Origin of the sequence: Zooshikella sp. RANM57 (genome assembly GCF_050749885.1) — a bacterium.
GTDB lineage: Bacteria > Pseudomonadota > Gammaproteobacteria > Pseudomonadales > Zooshikellaceae > Zooshikella.
In genome coordinates, this window is the sequence record NZ_JBOIUB010000006.1 from 221,201 (window position 1) to 237,891 (window position 16,691).

The 16,691-nt window shown below is 43.4% G+C and carries 13 protein-coding genes; 8 read left to right on the forward strand and 5 right to left on the reverse strand.

The features are described from left to right. Window positions 1-267: 267 nt before the first annotated feature. Window positions 268-1,353 carry a tRNA epoxyqueuosine(34) reductase QueG gene (queG, locus tag ACQ96U_RS14430; RefSeq protein WP_431721973.1) on the forward strand — a complete coding sequence of 362 codons (1,086 nt, stop codon included), beginning with the start codon at window positions 268-270 and terminating at the stop codon, window positions 1,351-1,353. A 52-nt stretch (window positions 1,354-1,405) separates the two neighbouring features. On the opposite strand, the gene orn is transcribed toward queG, so the two are convergent. Next, window positions 1,406-1,993 carry an oligoribonuclease gene (gene orn / locus ACQ96U_RS14435; RefSeq protein WP_431721974.1) on the reverse strand — a complete coding sequence of 196 codons (588 nt, stop codon included), beginning with the start codon at window positions 1,991-1,993 and terminating at the stop codon, window positions 1,406-1,408. A 207-nt stretch (window positions 1,994-2,200) separates the two neighbouring features. On the opposite strand from orn, the gene rsgA reads away from it, so the two are divergent. Further along, window positions 2,201-3,223 (forward strand): small ribosomal subunit biogenesis GTPase RsgA, encoded by a 1,023-nt coding sequence (gene rsgA / locus ACQ96U_RS14440; RefSeq protein ID WP_431721975.1) that lies wholly within the window; start codon window positions 2,201-2,203, stop codon window positions 3,221-3,223. A gap of 17 nt (window positions 3,224-3,240) precedes the next feature. On the opposite strand, the gene motB is transcribed toward rsgA, so the two are convergent. Together motB and motA are read right to left on the reverse strand one after the other, a co-directional pair. After that, window positions 3,241-4,197, reverse strand: coding sequence for a flagellar motor protein MotB (gene motB / locus ACQ96U_RS14445; RefSeq protein ID WP_431721976.1), 957 nt, complete (start codon window positions 4,195-4,197; stop codon window positions 3,241-3,243). Between the two features lie 26 nt (window positions 4,198-4,223). Beyond that, complete coding sequence (motA, locus tag ACQ96U_RS14450) at window positions 4,224-5,075, reverse strand: flagellar motor stator protein MotA (RefSeq protein ID WP_431721977.1); 852 nt, start codon at window positions 5,073-5,075, stop codon at window positions 4,224-4,226. A gap of 104 nt (window positions 5,076-5,179) precedes the next feature. On the opposite strand from motA, the gene ACQ96U_RS14455 reads away from it, so the two are divergent. The 3 genes from ACQ96U_RS14455 to asd all read left to right on the forward strand — a co-directional run bounded on the left by ACQ96U_RS14455 (window position 5,180) and on the right by asd (window position 9,128). Next, on the forward strand, window positions 5,180-7,210 hold the full coding sequence (locus ACQ96U_RS14455) for an HDOD domain-containing protein (protein ID WP_431721978.1): 2,031 nt from the start codon (window positions 5,180-5,182) through the stop codon (window positions 7,208-7,210). A gap of 134 nt (window positions 7,211-7,344) precedes the next feature. Further along, window positions 7,345-8,193, forward strand: a complete 849-nt coding sequence (locus ACQ96U_RS14460; protein WP_431721979.1) for a sulfurtransferase — start codon at window positions 7,345-7,347, stop codon at window positions 8,191-8,193. A gap of 62 nt (window positions 8,194-8,255) precedes the next feature. Further along, window positions 8,256-9,128, forward strand: coding sequence for an archaetidylserine decarboxylase (gene asd, locus ACQ96U_RS14465; protein WP_431721980.1), 873 nt, complete (start codon window positions 8,256-8,258; stop codon window positions 9,126-9,128). Window positions 9,129-9,252: 124 nt separating this feature from the next. On the opposite strand, the gene epmA is transcribed toward asd, so the two are convergent. After that, entirely contained in the window at window positions 9,253-10,245 is a 993-nt protein-coding gene (gene epmA / locus ACQ96U_RS14470) for an elongation factor P--(R)-beta-lysine ligase (protein WP_431721981.1), read from the reverse strand. Window positions 10,246-10,659: 414 nt separating this feature from the next. Beyond that, complete coding sequence (gene efp, locus ACQ96U_RS14475; RefSeq protein ID WP_431721982.1) at window positions 10,660-11,235, reverse strand: elongation factor P; 576 nt, start codon at window positions 11,233-11,235, stop codon at window positions 10,660-10,662. Window positions 11,236-11,266: 31 nt separating this feature from the next. Here efp and epmB point away from each other — a divergent pair, with 31 nt between their 5' ends. The 3 genes from epmB to ACQ96U_RS14490 all read left to right on the forward strand — a co-directional run bounded on the left by epmB (window position 11,267) and on the right by ACQ96U_RS14490 (window position 16,593). Next, window positions 11,267-12,283, forward strand: coding sequence for an EF-P beta-lysylation protein EpmB (epmB, locus tag ACQ96U_RS14480; protein ID WP_431721983.1), 1,017 nt, complete (start codon window positions 11,267-11,269; stop codon window positions 12,281-12,283). 224 nt (window positions 12,284-12,507) lie between these two features. Beyond that, a complete protein-coding gene (locus ACQ96U_RS14485) occupies window positions 12,508-14,298 on the forward strand; it encodes a hypothetical protein (protein ID WP_431721984.1) in 1,791 nt (596 codons plus the stop codon). Window positions 14,299-14,508: 210 nt separating this feature from the next. Continuing rightward, window positions 14,509-16,593 (forward strand): EAL domain-containing protein, encoded by a 2,085-nt coding sequence (locus tag ACQ96U_RS14490; protein WP_431721985.1) that lies wholly within the window; start codon window positions 14,509-14,511, stop codon window positions 16,591-16,593. Window positions 16,594-16,691 lie beyond the last annotated feature (98 nt).

A 16,691-nucleotide genomic window follows, 5' to 3' on the forward strand; every position in this document is an offset into this window, starting at 1 on the left:
TAGCACTTAAAACGTTGACACTCGCTTAAGATGTGGGTTCCCCAGATAAGTAAATATTCACTTTCACTATACAAGTGGTCATTAATGGATAGTTATACTGCCGTTTGCCATAGGTCCCACCCTATCTTACGAGTCTCAAGAAATTCATAATCAGGATTTACTCGCTTCTGCCAGTCTGAAGCCCTATACCCGCTAAAGAGGCTGTTGCAAAAGGTCAGGAGCACAGTAGTTTTGCGACAGCCTCTAAAAACATAGTAGTGAGAAAGCATGACAAACACAGCCTCCCAACAAACTGACTTTGTCTTGCTGGCTGGGCAGATTAAACAGTGGGCAAGAGAGCTTGGCTTTCAGGATGTAGGAATTACAGGTATTGACCTGAGTGAGCATGAAGTTTACTTGAAAAAATGGCTAGCAAATGGCTTCCATGGTGAAATGAGCTACCTGGCAGACCACGGCAATAAACGCAGTCGCCCTGATGAATTAGTACCTGGCACAATCAGCATCATTTCCGTCAGAATGGATTACTTACCTGGAGATACCCAAGCTGTTAAAGTTCTGCAAAATTCTTCTCAAGCTTATATTTCACGCTATGCCCTAGGCCGTGACTACCATAAAGTCATTCGCAAACGCCTAGCTAAACTTGCGAATAAAATAACAGACGCAGTTGGGAGCTTTGGCTATCGAGCATTTGTTGACTCAGCGCCAGTACTGGAAAAAGCAATTGCAGAAAATGCTGGATTAGGCTGGATTGGAAAAAACACATTGGTCCTCAACAGCAAAGCCGGTTCGTGGTTCTTTTTAGGAGAGCTATATACCAATCTCCCTCTGCCTTCCGACCCTCCACAAGCCACCAAGCACTGTGGAAGCTGCCAGGCCTGCCTGGATATTTGCCCCACTGATGCATTCGTCAGTCCTTACCAGTTAGATGCCCGTAAATGTATTTCGTATTTGACCATAGAGTTGAAGGGAGCCATACCCAAAGCCCTCCGCTCTAAAATTGGCAACCGTGTTTTTGGCTGTGATGACTGCCAGTTGGTATGCCCTTGGAATAAGTTTGCCAAACCAACGCAAGAAACCGACTTTCTACCACGGCACAAGCTTGATTGTAGTGAACTTATTACCTTGTTTTTATGGACAGAGAAACAGTTCCTCACCTACACCGAGGGATCACCAATACGACGTACGGGATATGCAGGATGGCTTCGTAACCTAGCAGTGGGCCTAGGTAATGCCCCATCAACAGCAAAGGTTATAGCAGCCCTAAAAAGCAGGCTGGACTTTCCCAATGAAATGGTTCAAGAGCATATATCCTGGGCGCTTGAACAGCACGCAGCTAAAGAAGAAGAGCGCTAGACTGTATCTAAAGGCTTGCTATAGCCCCCCTACGCTCAACTTAGACTCAATGTTATTCTGTTTTTGCTTTCTTCGTTTTGGCAGGTGAAGCTGATAAAGGCGGCTGAATGAAATGCTCTCGATAGTAACGTAACTCATCAATAGACTCATAAATATCAGCCAACGCCTGATGACTGGCCGTTTTATTGATACCACTAAGCAATGCAGGATTCCAGCGACGAGCCAGCTCTTTTAAGGTACTTACATCAATGCTTCGGTAGTGAAAGAAGCGCTCAAGGTCAGGCATATAACGGTACAGGAAGCGCCGATCCTGACCAATGGTATTACCACACATCGGTGATTGGCCAGGCTCTACATACTGAGAAAGAAATGCAATCGTTTCAGCTTCTGCTTGCTTCTCTGTTATCAAACTCTTGCGAACTTTTGCGGTTAGCCCAGAACTACCATGCTGCTGAACACACCAATCATCCATTAAGCTAAGATGATCATCTGGTTGATGAACGACCAGCACTGGACCTTCTGCAATTACGTTTAACTGGTCATCAGTCACTACCGTTGCAATTTCAATGACACGATGCAGGTCTGGGTCCAGCCCCGTCATTTCCATATCAATCCAAATGAGATTATCTGCTTTAGCCATTAACCTACCTTAATAACCATTGATCATGCTGATGACTGAGTTCATAGCAGTCTGCTTACAGCTTTTTCAACAAGAACACTTCTCTTCAGTATAAATCGCACTGGGCTTAAATATAAATGCCCATAAAGTTGAACTATACTCCACGGTTCATGATAATGCGCAACTATTAGCTAAAGCAAACGCCTATGGAGAGAAAGCCGTCCACCTATGGCCAAACGTCGCCTTAACCGCCGCCAATCCTGGCGCATTAAAAAAATTCAAGATGAGCGTGCAAAGCGCGCAAACCAGCAGCAAGAAAAGTTCCAGCAAGACTTAGCATCAGGCGAACTTGGGCCAGAGCAGCAAGGCTTGATCATTGCCCACTATGGAACTCAGTTGGCTGTTGAACCACTTGATCAACCTGGTAATGAGTATCGCTGCCACCTTCGCGCCAACTTACCTGCCTTAGTCACTGGTGACTTTGTTGTTTGGCGAGCAGGTGCTGACAACTCTGGTGTTGTCGTCGCAGGTCTAGATCGACACAATTTACTATCCCGCCCAGATAGCCGGCAGCAACTAAAACCCGTCGCAGCCAACATCGACTTTATTGTCATTGTCATCGCACCTATTCCTGAACCTCACGCTAATCTGATTGACCGTTATCTGGTCGCAGCTGAGATAGAAGATATAGAGCCTGTATTACTGCTAAATAAAACCGACCTGCTTAATGACAAGAACAGTGAGTCGTTTTCACAGTTACTGTCCACTTATCAACAGTTAGGCTATCGAGTCCTTCAGGCCTCAACGCATCAGGAACATGGCCTTGATGACTTACAAACGCTACTTGATCAACACACCAGTGTCTTTGTTGGCCAGTCTGGCGTAGGTAAATCATCCTTAGTCAATGCTTTACTACCAGATGTTGATGCCCGTGTTGGTGAGCTTTCCAAACAAACAGGAAAAGGCACACACACCACCACTTCAGCTAAGCTATTTCATTTTCCAACGGGAGGAAAACTGATTGATTCTCCCGGTATTAGAGAGTTTGCCTTATGGCCAATGTCCAAAATGGAACTAGCAGAAGGGTTTCGAGAATTAAGACCTTTGATTGGTCACTGTAAATTTAGGGACTGCCAACATGAACAAGAGCCTGGCTGTGCTTTTTTACAAGCCCAGGCTGATGGCTTAATCAGTCCTACCCGGCTCGCCAGTTTTGAACACATCGTTAAAAGCTTCTCGGAAACTAATTAGCTACAAAACTCATCATCCTACTGCTTGAGTGATTCAGCATCTGGCTGGTTTGCTCTCGCACGTTGGCGGACATCATCTATATTTGACTTTCCACGTTGATCAAAGAGCGGCTTTTGAGGGCTGGGTGATGCTTGTGTCATCCGCTCTACTTTTGTTTCTGTTTGCTTACTCATAATCAAAATATCAATCCGCCGATTAACAGGATTATAAGGATGCTCAGGGTCAAACAGGTTAGAGTCACCAAGCCCTACTATCTGAGCCACCTGCTCCTCAGGAATACCGCCATAAACTAATGTTCTTCGCGCACTGTTTGCTCGTGCAGCCGATAGTTCCCAGTTGCCAAAATCTTCCTTTTTACTGTAAGGCGTTGCATCCGTATGACCAGAAATACTGATTTTGTTAGGCACAGATTTAATCAGCGGTGCCAGCTCCAAAAGTACGTCCTCAAAATAATACTTAAGCTGCGAATAACCACTATCAAACATGGAGCTTTTATCATCATCCACAACCTGAATACGTAACCCTTCCGGTGTTATATCCATAATCAGATTATCTTTAAAACGCCTTAACACTTCATTATCTTCAACACGTGCCTGCAACTCCTGAAGGAGCGCTTCCAGACGCTGCTTTTCAATTTCTTCTGCTAAAGTCGTGACTTGCTCTGCTGATAAGCGACTTGTTTGGTCTTGGTCTTGAATAGGTGAGCCCATTCCCTGATCAACTACCATGGTTGGCGATCCCCCCAAGTCAACCACATAAGGACTTGCGCGCTCACTCCAGGCAACAGGGTCCTGAAAGTAACCCGCAATTTCAATCTTTTGCTCCTCCGTTGTGTTTTCCAACAACCATAGCACTAAGAAGAAAGCCATCATGGCGGTTGCGAAGTCAGCAAAAGCAATTTTCCAGGAGCCTCCATGATGTGCATGACGACTCTCTCGAACCCGCTTAACGATAATGGACTCTTCGCGTTTCATAATTGTATTCCTCCCTTTAACATTGCTTAGCGGGAGCGAACATGCTGTTCCAGTTCCATAAAGCTGGGCCGGCTATGTGCATAAAGGGCTTTACGTCCAAACTCAACAGCTAGTGCGGGCGGCATGCCACCCAGTGATGCAACCAAACAGGCTTTTACACACTCGTAGGCATTAACCTCTTCCTGACTGATATGCTCAAGCGCATGAGCCATAGGCCCAACAAAACCATAAGCCAATAAAATCCCCAGAAACGTACCCACTAGAGCAGCAGCAACATGCATACCCAACACTTCAGGAGGACCACCTAGCCCTTTCATAGTGATCACGATACCCATTACCGCAGCAACAATACCAAAACCTGGCAATGCATCTGCAACCTTATTCATGGCAACCCCTGGACGACCCAGCTCTTCAGCACGGGTTTCAATCTCCATATCAAAGAGGCTTTCCAGCTCATGAGGTGCCATATTGCCTGAAGACATTAAGCGCAAATAATCTGCAATAAATTCAGTTAAATGTGCTTCTCTTAAAATAGCAGGGTAACGTGTAAAAATAGCACTCCCAGCAGGATCATCTAAATCACTCTCAATCGCCATCATGCCATCACGCCGACTTTTATTAAGCAGCTCAAACAATAAGCCCAGAAGATCCATAAAGTAAGCCTGGTTAAAGCGACTACCAAATAACAAGCTGGGAAATGACCGAAGCACAGCAGTGAATACGGAGGGTGGGTTAGCAATAAAGAAAGAACCAATTGATGCACCTGCAATAATGAGAAGCTCATAAGGCTGCCACAATGCCATGAGCTCGCCATGGGATAAGACATACCCCCCAAGCACACTGCCCAAGACAATGATAAAGCCTAGTATTTTAAACATTGTGTATCGCCTGCCTGGTTGGCGAGAGCTTCCCTTGCATTAACTTCATTATTATGAAGTCCAGCCTGTAAACATATATCGATATCCTGTGGCTATACTTGCAGATGAGAGAACACCTGTCGGCACAAACTGGATTACTTGTTCTCTTTTCTAGTAAAGGTCATCAACTGATATTCGACAAATTTCTTATGGATAGTGCTTCTCCCACAAAAGGGATTCAACATTGGCAGAACCTGCTGACAAAAGAACCATTTCCTGTTGATGCTCAAATTAAAGCCAATTTACTTGAGTTCATTCAGCAGCCCAGCATTGCACTCAATGATATCGCCCATCATTTTCGCCGCTGTCCTATTGCCTGCTGGCATGTTTTCACACAAGTTAATCGGGAAATAAAAAAAGGAACAGACCCTGTACGTCATCTTGAGCAAGCCTTGAGTTTGCTGGGAGTCAAGAAACTCACCGCGCTCATAAATAACATGCCAGCCTTAACACTTAACTCTAATCATGTTAACCACCGTTTTTACTGCCGCATGATTACCTGCAGTATGCATGCTGCTTTTCAGGCAAGTTACTGGCACCAGCTTCGTGTTCAACAGAAGCAAACAGACGAAGTTTTTTGGTTAGCATTATTTTTTCACAGTACCTACTGGGGATTATGGCTGTGGGCTCCTGAAATAATGCTCACAATTGAACGACAAGTAAGGCTCAACCACCAACAACGACAGGAAGCTGAGCGTGATGTTCTCGGCTGTACTGTCGACATCTTGCAACTAGTCATGAGCAATGAGTGGAAGCTACCCGTATTACCCATGTCTCAGCTCTCCCCCTTGTTAGCTGCCTCTCCAACACTCTGGGCCAAACTTGCCCGAGTCAAGCAACTGCCACCCGAAATGCAGCAGCGGGCAGATGCTTTTCGGCAAGAACTTGAAAATGTCCCTTCGCTCAGAATTGCCTTTGCAAGCCCTGCTCTTCCTGTATTACTTTGTAACCAACTGAGTTGGGAAACCAGCTTTTCTTGGCAAAGCCGACATACAAATCGTATTCTTAGGCTACTCGCTTTCTATGCCAATAAACCTCTCCCTCAGGCACAACATGATGCTTTTCAACAGGCCTTAAGTGCTTCCAATCAGCTGTTACCTGTGATGAAACCAGCGCCTCTCGCTACCATATTTTTTGCTGAAGCAGATTTTTCCTCGGTATTAACGACTGACCCCGAAACAAAAGAGCATGATTCCTCGCCAAAGACTAGCGACAGTGTAAAACAATCCACTGTTCCCCCTAAGAAAAAGGCCCCCCAATCAGTACAACAGGAAGGCAAGATCACTTCTGGCAAGCAACCTCAAATTGCAGATGATGAATTTGGTTTATGGAAGAGTAAGACCGCTCAACCCACAGAAAAACAGCAAACTGCTAATGCTAAATCAACCATTCTTCCTACCCAAACAACAAAAAGCCAACAAGGCAAAGCGCGCCCAAACAGCGATGGTGAACGCCAAAAACCGCCGCAGTCTCCACCAGCTTCTCAGTCGACAACAGAGACAAGTAAGACGCCAGAAAAAAACACAACGTCTGTAAAACAAGCACCAACAACTAAACCACCACAAATTAAACGTAAAATTGATCTCGATAGCGTAAAAGTGAGTCTAGGGCGTTTCTCTCGCTACCCTGAACTCTATAAAAGCCTGGGTCAGTTATTGGAAGAAACCGCTAATGTATTACATGTTGCTTTAGGATTTGAGCGTGTGGTTATTGCATTACCCAATAAGCAGCGAGATAAATTGGTTTCTCATATATCCATGAGTAACAATATTCCACTTAAGTTTTTACTTGAGCTTCCCCCAGAATCCCCCATGACCCAACTACTCAATAAAGAGCAGGTTTTATGGGTCAATGCAAAAGAAGCCAACAATATTTGGTTTAAACTCCCAAGCAAGTTAAAACAACATGTCAATACTCAGATGTTTCTACTGGCCACTTTACACACCAATAAACGACCTATTGCCATGATTTATGCAGACTTGGGTATTTCACAAACTGAACTTACCACTAACGACCTGAAGTATTTCAACTCAGTTTGCAAAGGTGCAGCCAGAGTTTTAAAACATTTAACCCGGGGTCGAAGCCAAGCCCGTTAAAAAAACCAAATCAAACGCATATAAAAGTCACCAAAAGTTGCCAGCACAACGGTTGCATGGCATGGTTGCTATTTAAAAATGACTAAATAAGCCTAAACACGTACGTACCTTGCCAGTGTGAGAATGGGTCTCTAATGAGTAACACACAAAATAACCAATTATCTGATACAAATCCCCTTCGCCATCTCCCTTTACTACTTGAGCCAGAGGAGCTTGAGCCACTGCTTTCAGCCCCTAATTTATTGATTGTTGACTTATCCTCAACAGAAAACTATCAACAAGGGCATATTCCAGGTGCAGTCCACTTACCAGGATCAGCCCTGCAAAGTGGTGAAGAGCCTGCGAAAGGGAAGTTACCAGATATCAAAAAGCTTGAGGCTATTCTTGCAGAAATTGGTTATCAACCTGACAAGCACATCGTTGCATATGATGATGAAGGTGGTGGCTGGGCAGGTCGTTTTATCTGGACATTAGACTGTATAGGCCATGTTCATAGCTCTTATCTCAATGGGGGCCGTATCGCATGGACAGCTGAAGGAAGAACCCTATCAACAGAGCCTTCACAACCTCAACCAACTGCACCTCAATTAACACTTCACTCAGAACCACGTGCCGATAAAGCGTATGTGCTATCACACTTAGAACAACAGAATACGGCGATTTGGGATGCTCGTTCTCCCGCAGAATTTCGCGGTGAACAACAGCTGGCTTTGCGTAGTGGTCATATGCCTGGAGCCATTAACTTAGAGTGGACCGCATTGATGGATCCAAACAGGCAGCTAAGAATTCGGGAAGATGCCAGCAAAATCCTAAACAACTTGGGCATAACACGTGACAAAAATGTAATCACGCACTGCCAATCACATCACCGGTCAGGTTTTACCTATTTAGTTGCCAAAGTACTAGGTTATCAACAGCTTAAAGCTTATGATGGCTCCTGGTCTGAATGGGGTAATGATCCAAACACCCCCATCGAACAATAGCCCACACTCGTGGTAAAGATCCTGATTATTTTCGTTTTAGACTGTTTTTTGAGAGTGATCGTGTGAATAGTAAACTATTTGTTGCTTTACAACGCTTATGTCCACAACACCTGTTATCCCGTGCTGCTTATTGGGTAGCAGAAAGCCCTTCCCAACGATTTAATCAGGCTTTTATAAAATGGTTTATCAAAAAATACGACGTCAATATGGCAGAAGCAGCACATCCTGATCCTAAGGATTATGTTCACTTCAATGATTTTTTTACCCGAGCTTTAAAGGAAGGGGCTCGTCCCATTGCAGAAAATACCAATCACTTAGTCTCACCTGCTGATGGCAAAATCAGTCAATTTGGCAACATTGAACATGGTCAGGTGTTTCAGGCTAAAGGCCATCATTTTAGTCTCTGTGAGCTGATTGGTGGTGACTATGAGCTCGCTCAGCAGTTTAATAATGGGCACTTTGCGACTATTTATCTTTCTCCTCGGGATTACCACCGCGTTCATATGCCTTATGCAGGAGAGCTGGAACAAATGATTTATGTTCCAGGGCATTTATTCTCTGTTAACGATGCAACAACAGAGGAATTACCGAATTTATTTTCCAAAAATGAGCGCGTAGTTTGTGTCTTTAAAACCGATTTTGGCCCCATGATTGTCGTGTTAGTTGGTGCCATGATCGTTGCTAGTATAGAAACTGTCTGGGCTGGACTGGTAACCCCAGCGAGACGAACACTTCAACGAAAAAACTACACCCAGGCCGCCAACCAGCCCATTCAACTGGAAAAAGGTGATGAGCTTGGACGCTTTAAGCTAGGTTCAACCGCTATTGTACTATTACCCGAGCAAGCAGCTCATTGGTTACCAGAGCTAAGTGCAGGCTGTCCTGTAGTGATGGGTGAAACGATTGCCATACGAGAAGGGAATTCAGACAGCTAATAGCCCCCTTCTCTTACATGAACAGTACTTGGCTAGCATGCTCTGCCACAACACTAAAACTTGAGTAGTGTTATGGCAGAGCATGCTAGCCAAGTTCAAATATTACTTTGTTTATTCTGTTTTCTTAGCTATGGGCAAAATCGAAAGAAAGCACATCCGCTATCGAATGTGTACCCGCCAGTAACATCAATAAACGATCTACACCAAGTGCAACTCCAGCACAGTCAGGCAAACCAACTTGAAGGGCGGACAATAAGTGCTCATCAATTGGGTTGACTTCAAAGCCAAGCTCCTGGCGCTTACTTCTATCATGCTTAAAACGTTTTTCTTGCTCAATGGCATCCGCCAACTCGTTATACCCATTTGCCAGCTCCACCCCATCAATAAACAGCTCAAACCGACTGGCAACCTGCTGTCCCTCGGTGTCTAACTGAACGCGAGATAATGCGGCCATAGAGGCAGGAAAGTCATAGACATAAACACCTGCCAACTTACCCTCAGCAGACCACCCCAGAGAAGGCTCTATTAAGTGGGTAAAAAGTAGCTCTAAAAGCGCATTCCGCTCTAAACCCGAAAGCTCAGAATCCACTTTTTCTTTCACTAGCTTAATAAGCTGCTGAGTGGCTGTCCGGTGAGGGTTTATCCCCAAGTGCTCTTCAAATAACTGTTGATAAGAAACACGCCTTAGCTCTGTAAAATCACAGACATGGCTAAGTAATCCTGTAACATCATCCATTAGCTGGTGGTGATCAAGCCCAACCCGGTACCATTCAAGCATGGAGAATTCAGGATTATGGCGACCACCCGCTTCACCATTACGAAATACTTTACATACTTGATAAATATCCCCAGAACCTGCCGCTAAAAGCCTTTTCATTGCATATTCAGGAGAGGTGTGAAGATAAACTGTCTTTCCTTCAAATTGACTTACTGGCTTAAAATCAGTCGAAAAACATTCAATATGCACATCACAGACAGCAGCATGAGACATTACGGGTGTTTCAACTTCTAAAACATTCTGCTGCAGAAAATAGCTACGAATTTTGCTCAATAAATCGGCTCGCAGCTTTATCGTTTCCAAAGAAGCTGTTGGCTGCCAATTGGTTTCTGTAGTCATGGCTGATCACCCCATTAGCCAAGAAAAGATCGTGATGAATGCTTACCTAGTGAAAATATCCCATTAACAATGGCGTTTTAGAGGCTGTGATCAAATAAAAAAACCCATAAACGTTTCTAAATGACTGGGTAAAATAGCCCTAGTCCCCTAAAAATGATTCACAAGGTACGATCAAAGGAGCTTATTAAGTGCTGGTGTCTTTAGAGGCCACAAAGCAATCCAAAATTAACACCATACTGAGTTGATATTGTTTAAAGAGTAGCGTTTAACGGTCAAGGCCGCATAAAGGAAATTACAATAATAAGAAAACCACAAATTCAGTGGATTATTGTTAAAAATCACGGTTATTTCAGCATTAATGAAAGTGGCTTAAGGAAGCAAAAACAGTCCTCTCCACTTTCATTTAAATGCTCACTATTTATTACTTACACGGCTCACATAATCACCAGTACGAGTATCAATCTTCAGTATTTCGCCTTGATTGACAAATAGAGGCACTTTAACCACAGCACCGGTACTCAATGTTGCTGGCTTGCTGCCACCTTGAGCTGTATCCCCTTTCAAGCCTGGATCTGTTTCAACCACTTCTAGCTCAACAAAGTTTGGAGGCGATACAGTAATGGGCGCATTGTTATAAAGTGTAACTTCGTAAACATCCTGCTCTTTAAGCCAGTTAATGGTATCACCTACAGCTTTTTTATCAGCAGCATACTGTTCGTAAGAACCATCGGTGAGCATAAAATGCCAAAACTCGCCATCGGTATAAAGATACTCCATTTCTTTATCAACCACATCAGCGGCTTCCAATGACTCTCCAGATTTAAATGTTCTTTCCCAAACCCGGCCAGAGTTTAAATTGCGAAGTTTAACCCGGTTAAATGCTTGTCCCTTGCCAGGCTTAACAAACTCATTTTCTAAGATTACACAAGGCTCATTCTCCAATAAGACTTTGAGACCTGAGCGAAATTCATTGGTAGAATAGCTAGCCATATTTCCTCACCAATAGATTATTTGAGAGCCTATGATAACGCGAACAGCAGCCTGTGTGCAGGGTAGTCGCTGGCAACAAACTCTTTCAGACTCAATTACCGATCCACATGAACTGTTCGAACTACTTGGCTTAGATGCTGACCTACTTCCAGCAGCTTTAGAGGCAAGTGGTTCATTTCCACTGAGAGTGCCCCACCCTTTTTTACAACGTATGCGCAAGGGGGATATCAATGACCCACTCTTACAACAGGTTTTACCTACTGCAGCTGAGCTCATTTCTACAGCAGGTTATAGTGTAGACCCTTTAGTAGAGCGCCCCAAAAACACTCATAAGGGAATTATCCACAAGTATAGTGGTAGGGTATTACTGGTTGTAGGCAGCACCTGTGCCGTTAACTGTCGATACTGCTTCCGGCGTCATTTTCCCTACGAGGAAAATCGGTTAAATAAACGCCAGTGGCAGGAGGCGCTGGATTATATCACCAAAGACGACACAATTCGTGAAGTTATTTATAGTGGAGGAGATCCATTAGCATTAAATGACCAAAGGCTTAAATGGTTAACAGAGGCAATCGCAGAAATACCACATGTTGAGCGGTTAAGAGTACATACTCGACTGCCTATTGTTATTCCTGAACGAGTGTGTACTGAATTGTTAGGCTGGCTGACATCCACTCGCCTTAAGACACTCGTCGTAGTTCACTGCAACCATCCAAATGAAATTGATGACAATGTTGGTTATGCGCTCCAACAACTCCAGCAGTCTGGTTGCATGGTGCTTAACCAGACGGTATTGCTTAAAGGTGTGAACGACAATCCAGAGGTACTCATCAACTTGAGTGAAAAGCTCATATCGTGGGGTGTATACCCTTACTATTTACATGTTCTGGATAAAGTACAGGGTGCTGCACACTTTGATATAGACCATACCACAGCACAGCGTATTGTTGGTCAAATGATGAAACTGGGGAGTGGCTACTTGATACCTAAACTTACCGTCGAGCAGGCAGGTGCTGCCAGCAAACTTCCCCTTCAACCTTTACTTTAGTTCTTTCAAAACTTTGTTTTAATAAATCGCTCACTCATGCCAACATCACTCCGCTCTCACTCCCTTAAAGCAGGCATGAAGTGAGTTCAATAACAATGTCATCCTTATCATATACAACTGATGTCTTACACTTATATGCAGTATAACCGCCACAGTCGTCAAATGTGGTCTATATAATTAATAAGAACGTTCGATGATAATCCGTTGACACTGTAGTTTACTAAATGAGCACTCATCAATCGCTTGATTTAAAAGTACCCAAGCAATGCCGTACCAGCCTGACATTTGCCGATACGACGCCAGATGCAATTGAGATCTGGTTAACTGACTTGCCCAAAGCCAACCTAGGGGTGATGGCCAAGCAATTATATAACGCTCTACAGGAAGTTAATCAGTTACAAATCTCCCATACTCAACGCTTTGAAATAATGGAGTTGTTCAGGCCTCAGTGTTACTACGTCTGTGATCAGCTTGGTAAGCACTTTTTAGGACACTCAATTGTGCTCACCGAGCAACAGAGAAAAATTGCCAATTTAGCCCAGACAATTCAGTACCAACTCACCATTGGTTACAAGCATATTGTCAGGGATATGCTGCTTGGTGGTAAAAAGCCCGAAGGCAATAAAGCGTTATTGGTAAACACTATACACCGCGCAATGAGCGACACATCGCATACCCTATTACGTGCATACCAGCTCTACTGCCCTATTCCCAAAAACCTTTGGCATGAGTTACATCAGCTCTATCGCTTGGCGGAGTCACTGCAATTACTCCAACAAGAAGTGAATGACCCTCAAAATACGTTTATTCATGACTACTCTATTGAAGCTAATTACAAACGCATGTTATTACTTGCCTGTAGTCGGCCCAATCAAGTTCGCCAAGGTGACTTATTACAAATCTTTAATGCCCTTGAATACTGGACTGACGCTGTGGCTTTAGCGCCTGCCAGAGACAACATTCCAACAACATTTATCATCGATTTAGAGAGTGATATGGGTCCAGCCTATCGCGCACTCTACAACAAAACGCTAAAAACCCATCATCGAACACTTGAACCAACAGAGTTAACGGAAGCACTCAACTTATTTCTAAAAGACCCTGATGAGTGTGAACTGACAATCCCTAAAGCCATCAGTAAAGAATTACTATTACACTTGGCTCATGCTTGGGGTCCCATACAAAAACGGAGTTTCAAACGTATACCTGCAAATGGTTCACTTGAACTGTCTGTAGGGCTGACAGCCACTCACTATTACTTATGTGGCAAACAAGAATTTCGTCTCTGGCTGGAGGTTCAGCATGTAGCGGATCATATTCCCGAACGCCAGAAAGAGCGATTTGATAAAAAAGAATATGATGTGTGGTCTCCAGCTTTTGATGCTCGCCATAACGAACAGCGAGTACTGGCCGAAGATGAAGCAAATATAACTTATACCCCAGAAGAAGAAAGAAAACACAAACCTATCTTTCCAGTATTTAGTGCTAATTTATTAAATACCAGTCCAGGTGGCTACTGTGTCAGCTGGCAGGGCCATCTTCCCCAACACCTGCAAACAGGGGAACTTCTTGGTATACACGAAGTTGAGTATAACTCATGGAACTTAGCCATTATTCGCTGGCTCCACCTTGAAGCTGAAAACCAGGTAGAGCTTGGTATCGAACTGCTAACTTGCAATGCTCGACCCTGTGCAATGTGTCTTTTGCGTAAAATAGAAGATAGCAGCCAGTATATGCGCGGTTTTTTTGTGCCAGAGATTAAGGCTCTTGATCAGCCTGCCTCATTGATCACTCCACGTATCCCCTTTCAGGTAGGGCACAAAATAAAAGTTAATCTTGATGGTGTAATTCATAAAGCTCAACTCACCAACCTGCTTCTTTCCACCCCTAGTTTCAATCAGTTTGAATTTCACTTAACTGATCCAAACTCTACTATCAGTAAGCAACCTGGCACGGGAAAACCAAAAAACAAAGATGATGACGATGAGTTTGGGGGGATTTGGGATATCCTTTAACAAACTTATTTTTATGTGAACTGCTACTCTATAGGTGTGTGACAAACCGATAATTTAGGTGTGTAATGTGCGCTTCCTTCACACTTTTGAGTTGAACTTGAAAGATAAGTTTAATCAGAAACAATCCCACAGTTGTTTGCTCTTTCGTGCAAGACAATTAATTGCCCTAGTTGTACCTGGAGTGGGTCAACTCCAGAAAATGGAACAAATATGCAACAAGTAGAAGCCAACACTATTCGTCTATTAATTATTGAAGCTTCACAAAATGAAGCTGAGCAAGTTGTGAGTCTTTTTCGTAATGCAGGCAGAGCAACTCGTGCCCATCGCGTTACCTCAGTTGTTGATCTAGAAGAAGTTTTAAATGGCCAATTATGGGATTTATTGATCGCTAGTCATCCCATGGATGAAATAAATGGTGATCAAGCACTTGCAACAGTAAAAAAACTCAATAAAGATCTTCCCGTTATATTGCTTCAAGAAAGCTATGATTCAGACGGATTCACAGAAGCCTTGCAACAAGGCTATAAGGACATCGTACTTTATGGTGAAGAGCGCCGCCTGGTGCTTGTTTCATTCCGCGAAGTCGATAATTTACAAGAACGCCGAATGCGTCGTAAAGCAGAAGTATCACTTCGTGAAGCTGAAAAACGCTGTCAGTTACTTCTAAATAGCTCTGTAGATGCCATCGCATATGTTCATGATGGTATGCATATTTATGTCAACAAGTCTTATGTAGAACTGTTTGGCTATGATGATTCTGAAGAAATGGAAGGCTTGCCAATTATTGACCTACTGGCATCAGAAGATCAGGCTCAATTCAAAAGTTTCCTGAAAAATTATCAGCAAGGTGACAGCAACTCTGAAGACCTGGTTTGTCATGGAGTTAAAGCTGATGATTCAAAATTCAAAGCCCGAATGTCCTTTTCTCCTGCAACTTATGACGGAGAGCCCTGTACTCAATTAATTATTCGTGTTGATAAAGGCAATGCTGAGCTTGAAGAAAAACTAAAAGAAATCAGTACCCAAGATCTTGTCACCGGGCTTTATAATCGCCAGTACTTTACTGAACAGCTTGAAAAAACGGTTGAGCGTGCCATCGACTGTAAAGGCAACAGTGGTCTGTTTTATATATCTCTGGATAATTTTGATGCGATTCGTGCGCAAATTGGGCTAGCAGATTCGGATTTAGTACTGGCTGATATCAGTTCACTTTTGAAAACGCATATTACTACCCCCAATATTATCTCCCGCTATGGCGATAATATTTTTATGGCGCTGTTAAATACCGATAGCCATGATTCACTCACTACTTTAGCAAAAGCTATCTGTAAAAGTATTGAGGATCATTTATCTGAAGTGTCTGGTCGAACAGTACAGATTAAAGTGAGCATTGGTATCACCATCGTTAATGAAACGACGAATAAAGTGAAAGAAATTTTAGATCTCGCCCAAAAAGGAACAGAACGTGCGAAATCCCAGGGTGAAAATAAATTTGCTTTTTATACCGCTCAAGATGACCTTGCAGAATTAGCCAGCGAAGGTAATGTGCTCGCGATGATACAGCAAGGAATAGAGAAAAATGATTTTAAACTACTGTTTCAGCCTATTATTAGTTTAAGGGGAGACAGTGAAGAACATTATGAAGTCCTGCTCCGCTTATTTGATTCTGATGGAAAAGAAATTCCCACTAAAGAAATCTTTACGACAGCGGAAAAGGCTAAATTAGCTGCAAAAGTTGACCGCTGGGTTATATTACAGTCAATTAAATTACTTGCAGTACATCGTGCAAAAGGCCACAACACACGACTGTTTATTCATATTTCAGGCCCCTCACTACAAGATAAAACGCTGGTACCTTGGGTCAGTGTTGCACTTAAAGCAGCGCGGCTACCTAGTGATAGTTTAATTTTCCAAATCAGTGAAGAAGACGCTACAACCTATCTTAAGCAGGCGAAAGAGTTAACCAAAGCCCTTGGCGAACTGCACTGTAAAGTAGCGTTGACGCACTTTGGCTGTGCAATCAATCCTTTCAATAATCTAAAACATCTTACAGTCGATTATGTCAAAACAGATGGTTCGTTCACCCAGGACTTAAGCAACCCTGAAACCCAGGAAAACCTCAAAACAATGATCAGCTCCCTCCATAGTCAGGGTAAGCTCACCATAGTACCTTTGGTTGAAAATGCTTCTGTATTAGCAACACTTTGGCAGGCGGGTGTTAATTATATTCAAGGTTACTATTTGCAAGGACCTGTGGGTGAAATGGACTATGACTTTAGCAGCGACGAAGATTAACCCTTCCTCAGTAACCCACTAAAAACCGTAAACGTTTTAATGAATCATATGACATTTTGCACGACACTTGCGGTTTAGGAAAACGTTGCCCCCTTATG

Bases quoted from the DNA above. Each gene is read 5' to 3' on its own strand.
- ACQ96U_RS14455 (WP_431721978.1), top strand. From the start codon at position 5,180: ATGAGAGAACACCTGTCGGCACAAACTGGATTACTTGTTCTCTTTTCT.
- ACQ96U_RS14485 (WP_431721984.1), top strand. From the start codon at position 12,508: ATGAGCACTCATCAATCGCTTGATTTAAAAGTACCCAAGCAATGCCGT.
- epmA (WP_431721981.1), bottom strand. From the start codon at position 10,245: ATGACTACAGAAACCAATTGGCAGCCAACAGCTTCTTTGGAAACGATA.
- motA (WP_431721977.1), bottom strand. From the start codon at position 5,075: ATGTTTAAAATACTAGGCTTTATCATTGTCTTGGGCAGTGTGCTTGGG.
- rsgA (WP_431721975.1), top strand. From the start codon at position 2,201: ATGGCCAAACGTCGCCTTAACCGCCGCCAATCCTGGCGCATTAAAAAA.
- efp (WP_431721982.1), bottom strand. From the start codon at position 11,235: ATGGCTAGCTATTCTACCAATGAATTTCGCTCAGGTCTCAAAGTCTTA.
- queG (WP_431721973.1), top strand. From the start codon at position 268: ATGACAAACACAGCCTCCCAACAAACTGACTTTGTCTTGCTGGCTGGG.
- ACQ96U_RS14460 (WP_431721979.1), top strand. From the start codon at position 7,345: ATGAGTAACACACAAAATAACCAATTATCTGATACAAATCCCCTTCGC.
- orn (WP_431721974.1), bottom strand. From the start codon at position 1,993: ATGGCTAAAGCAGATAATCTCATTTGGATTGATATGGAAATGACGGGG.
- motB (WP_431721976.1), bottom strand. From the start codon at position 4,197: ATGAAACGCGAAGAGTCCATTATCGTTAAGCGGGTTCGAGAGAGTCGT.
- epmB (WP_431721983.1), top strand. From the start codon at position 11,267: ATGATAACGCGAACAGCAGCCTGTGTGCAGGGTAGTCGCTGGCAACAA.
- ACQ96U_RS14490 (WP_431721985.1), top strand. From the start codon at position 14,509: ATGCAACAAGTAGAAGCCAACACTATTCGTCTATTAATTATTGAAGCT.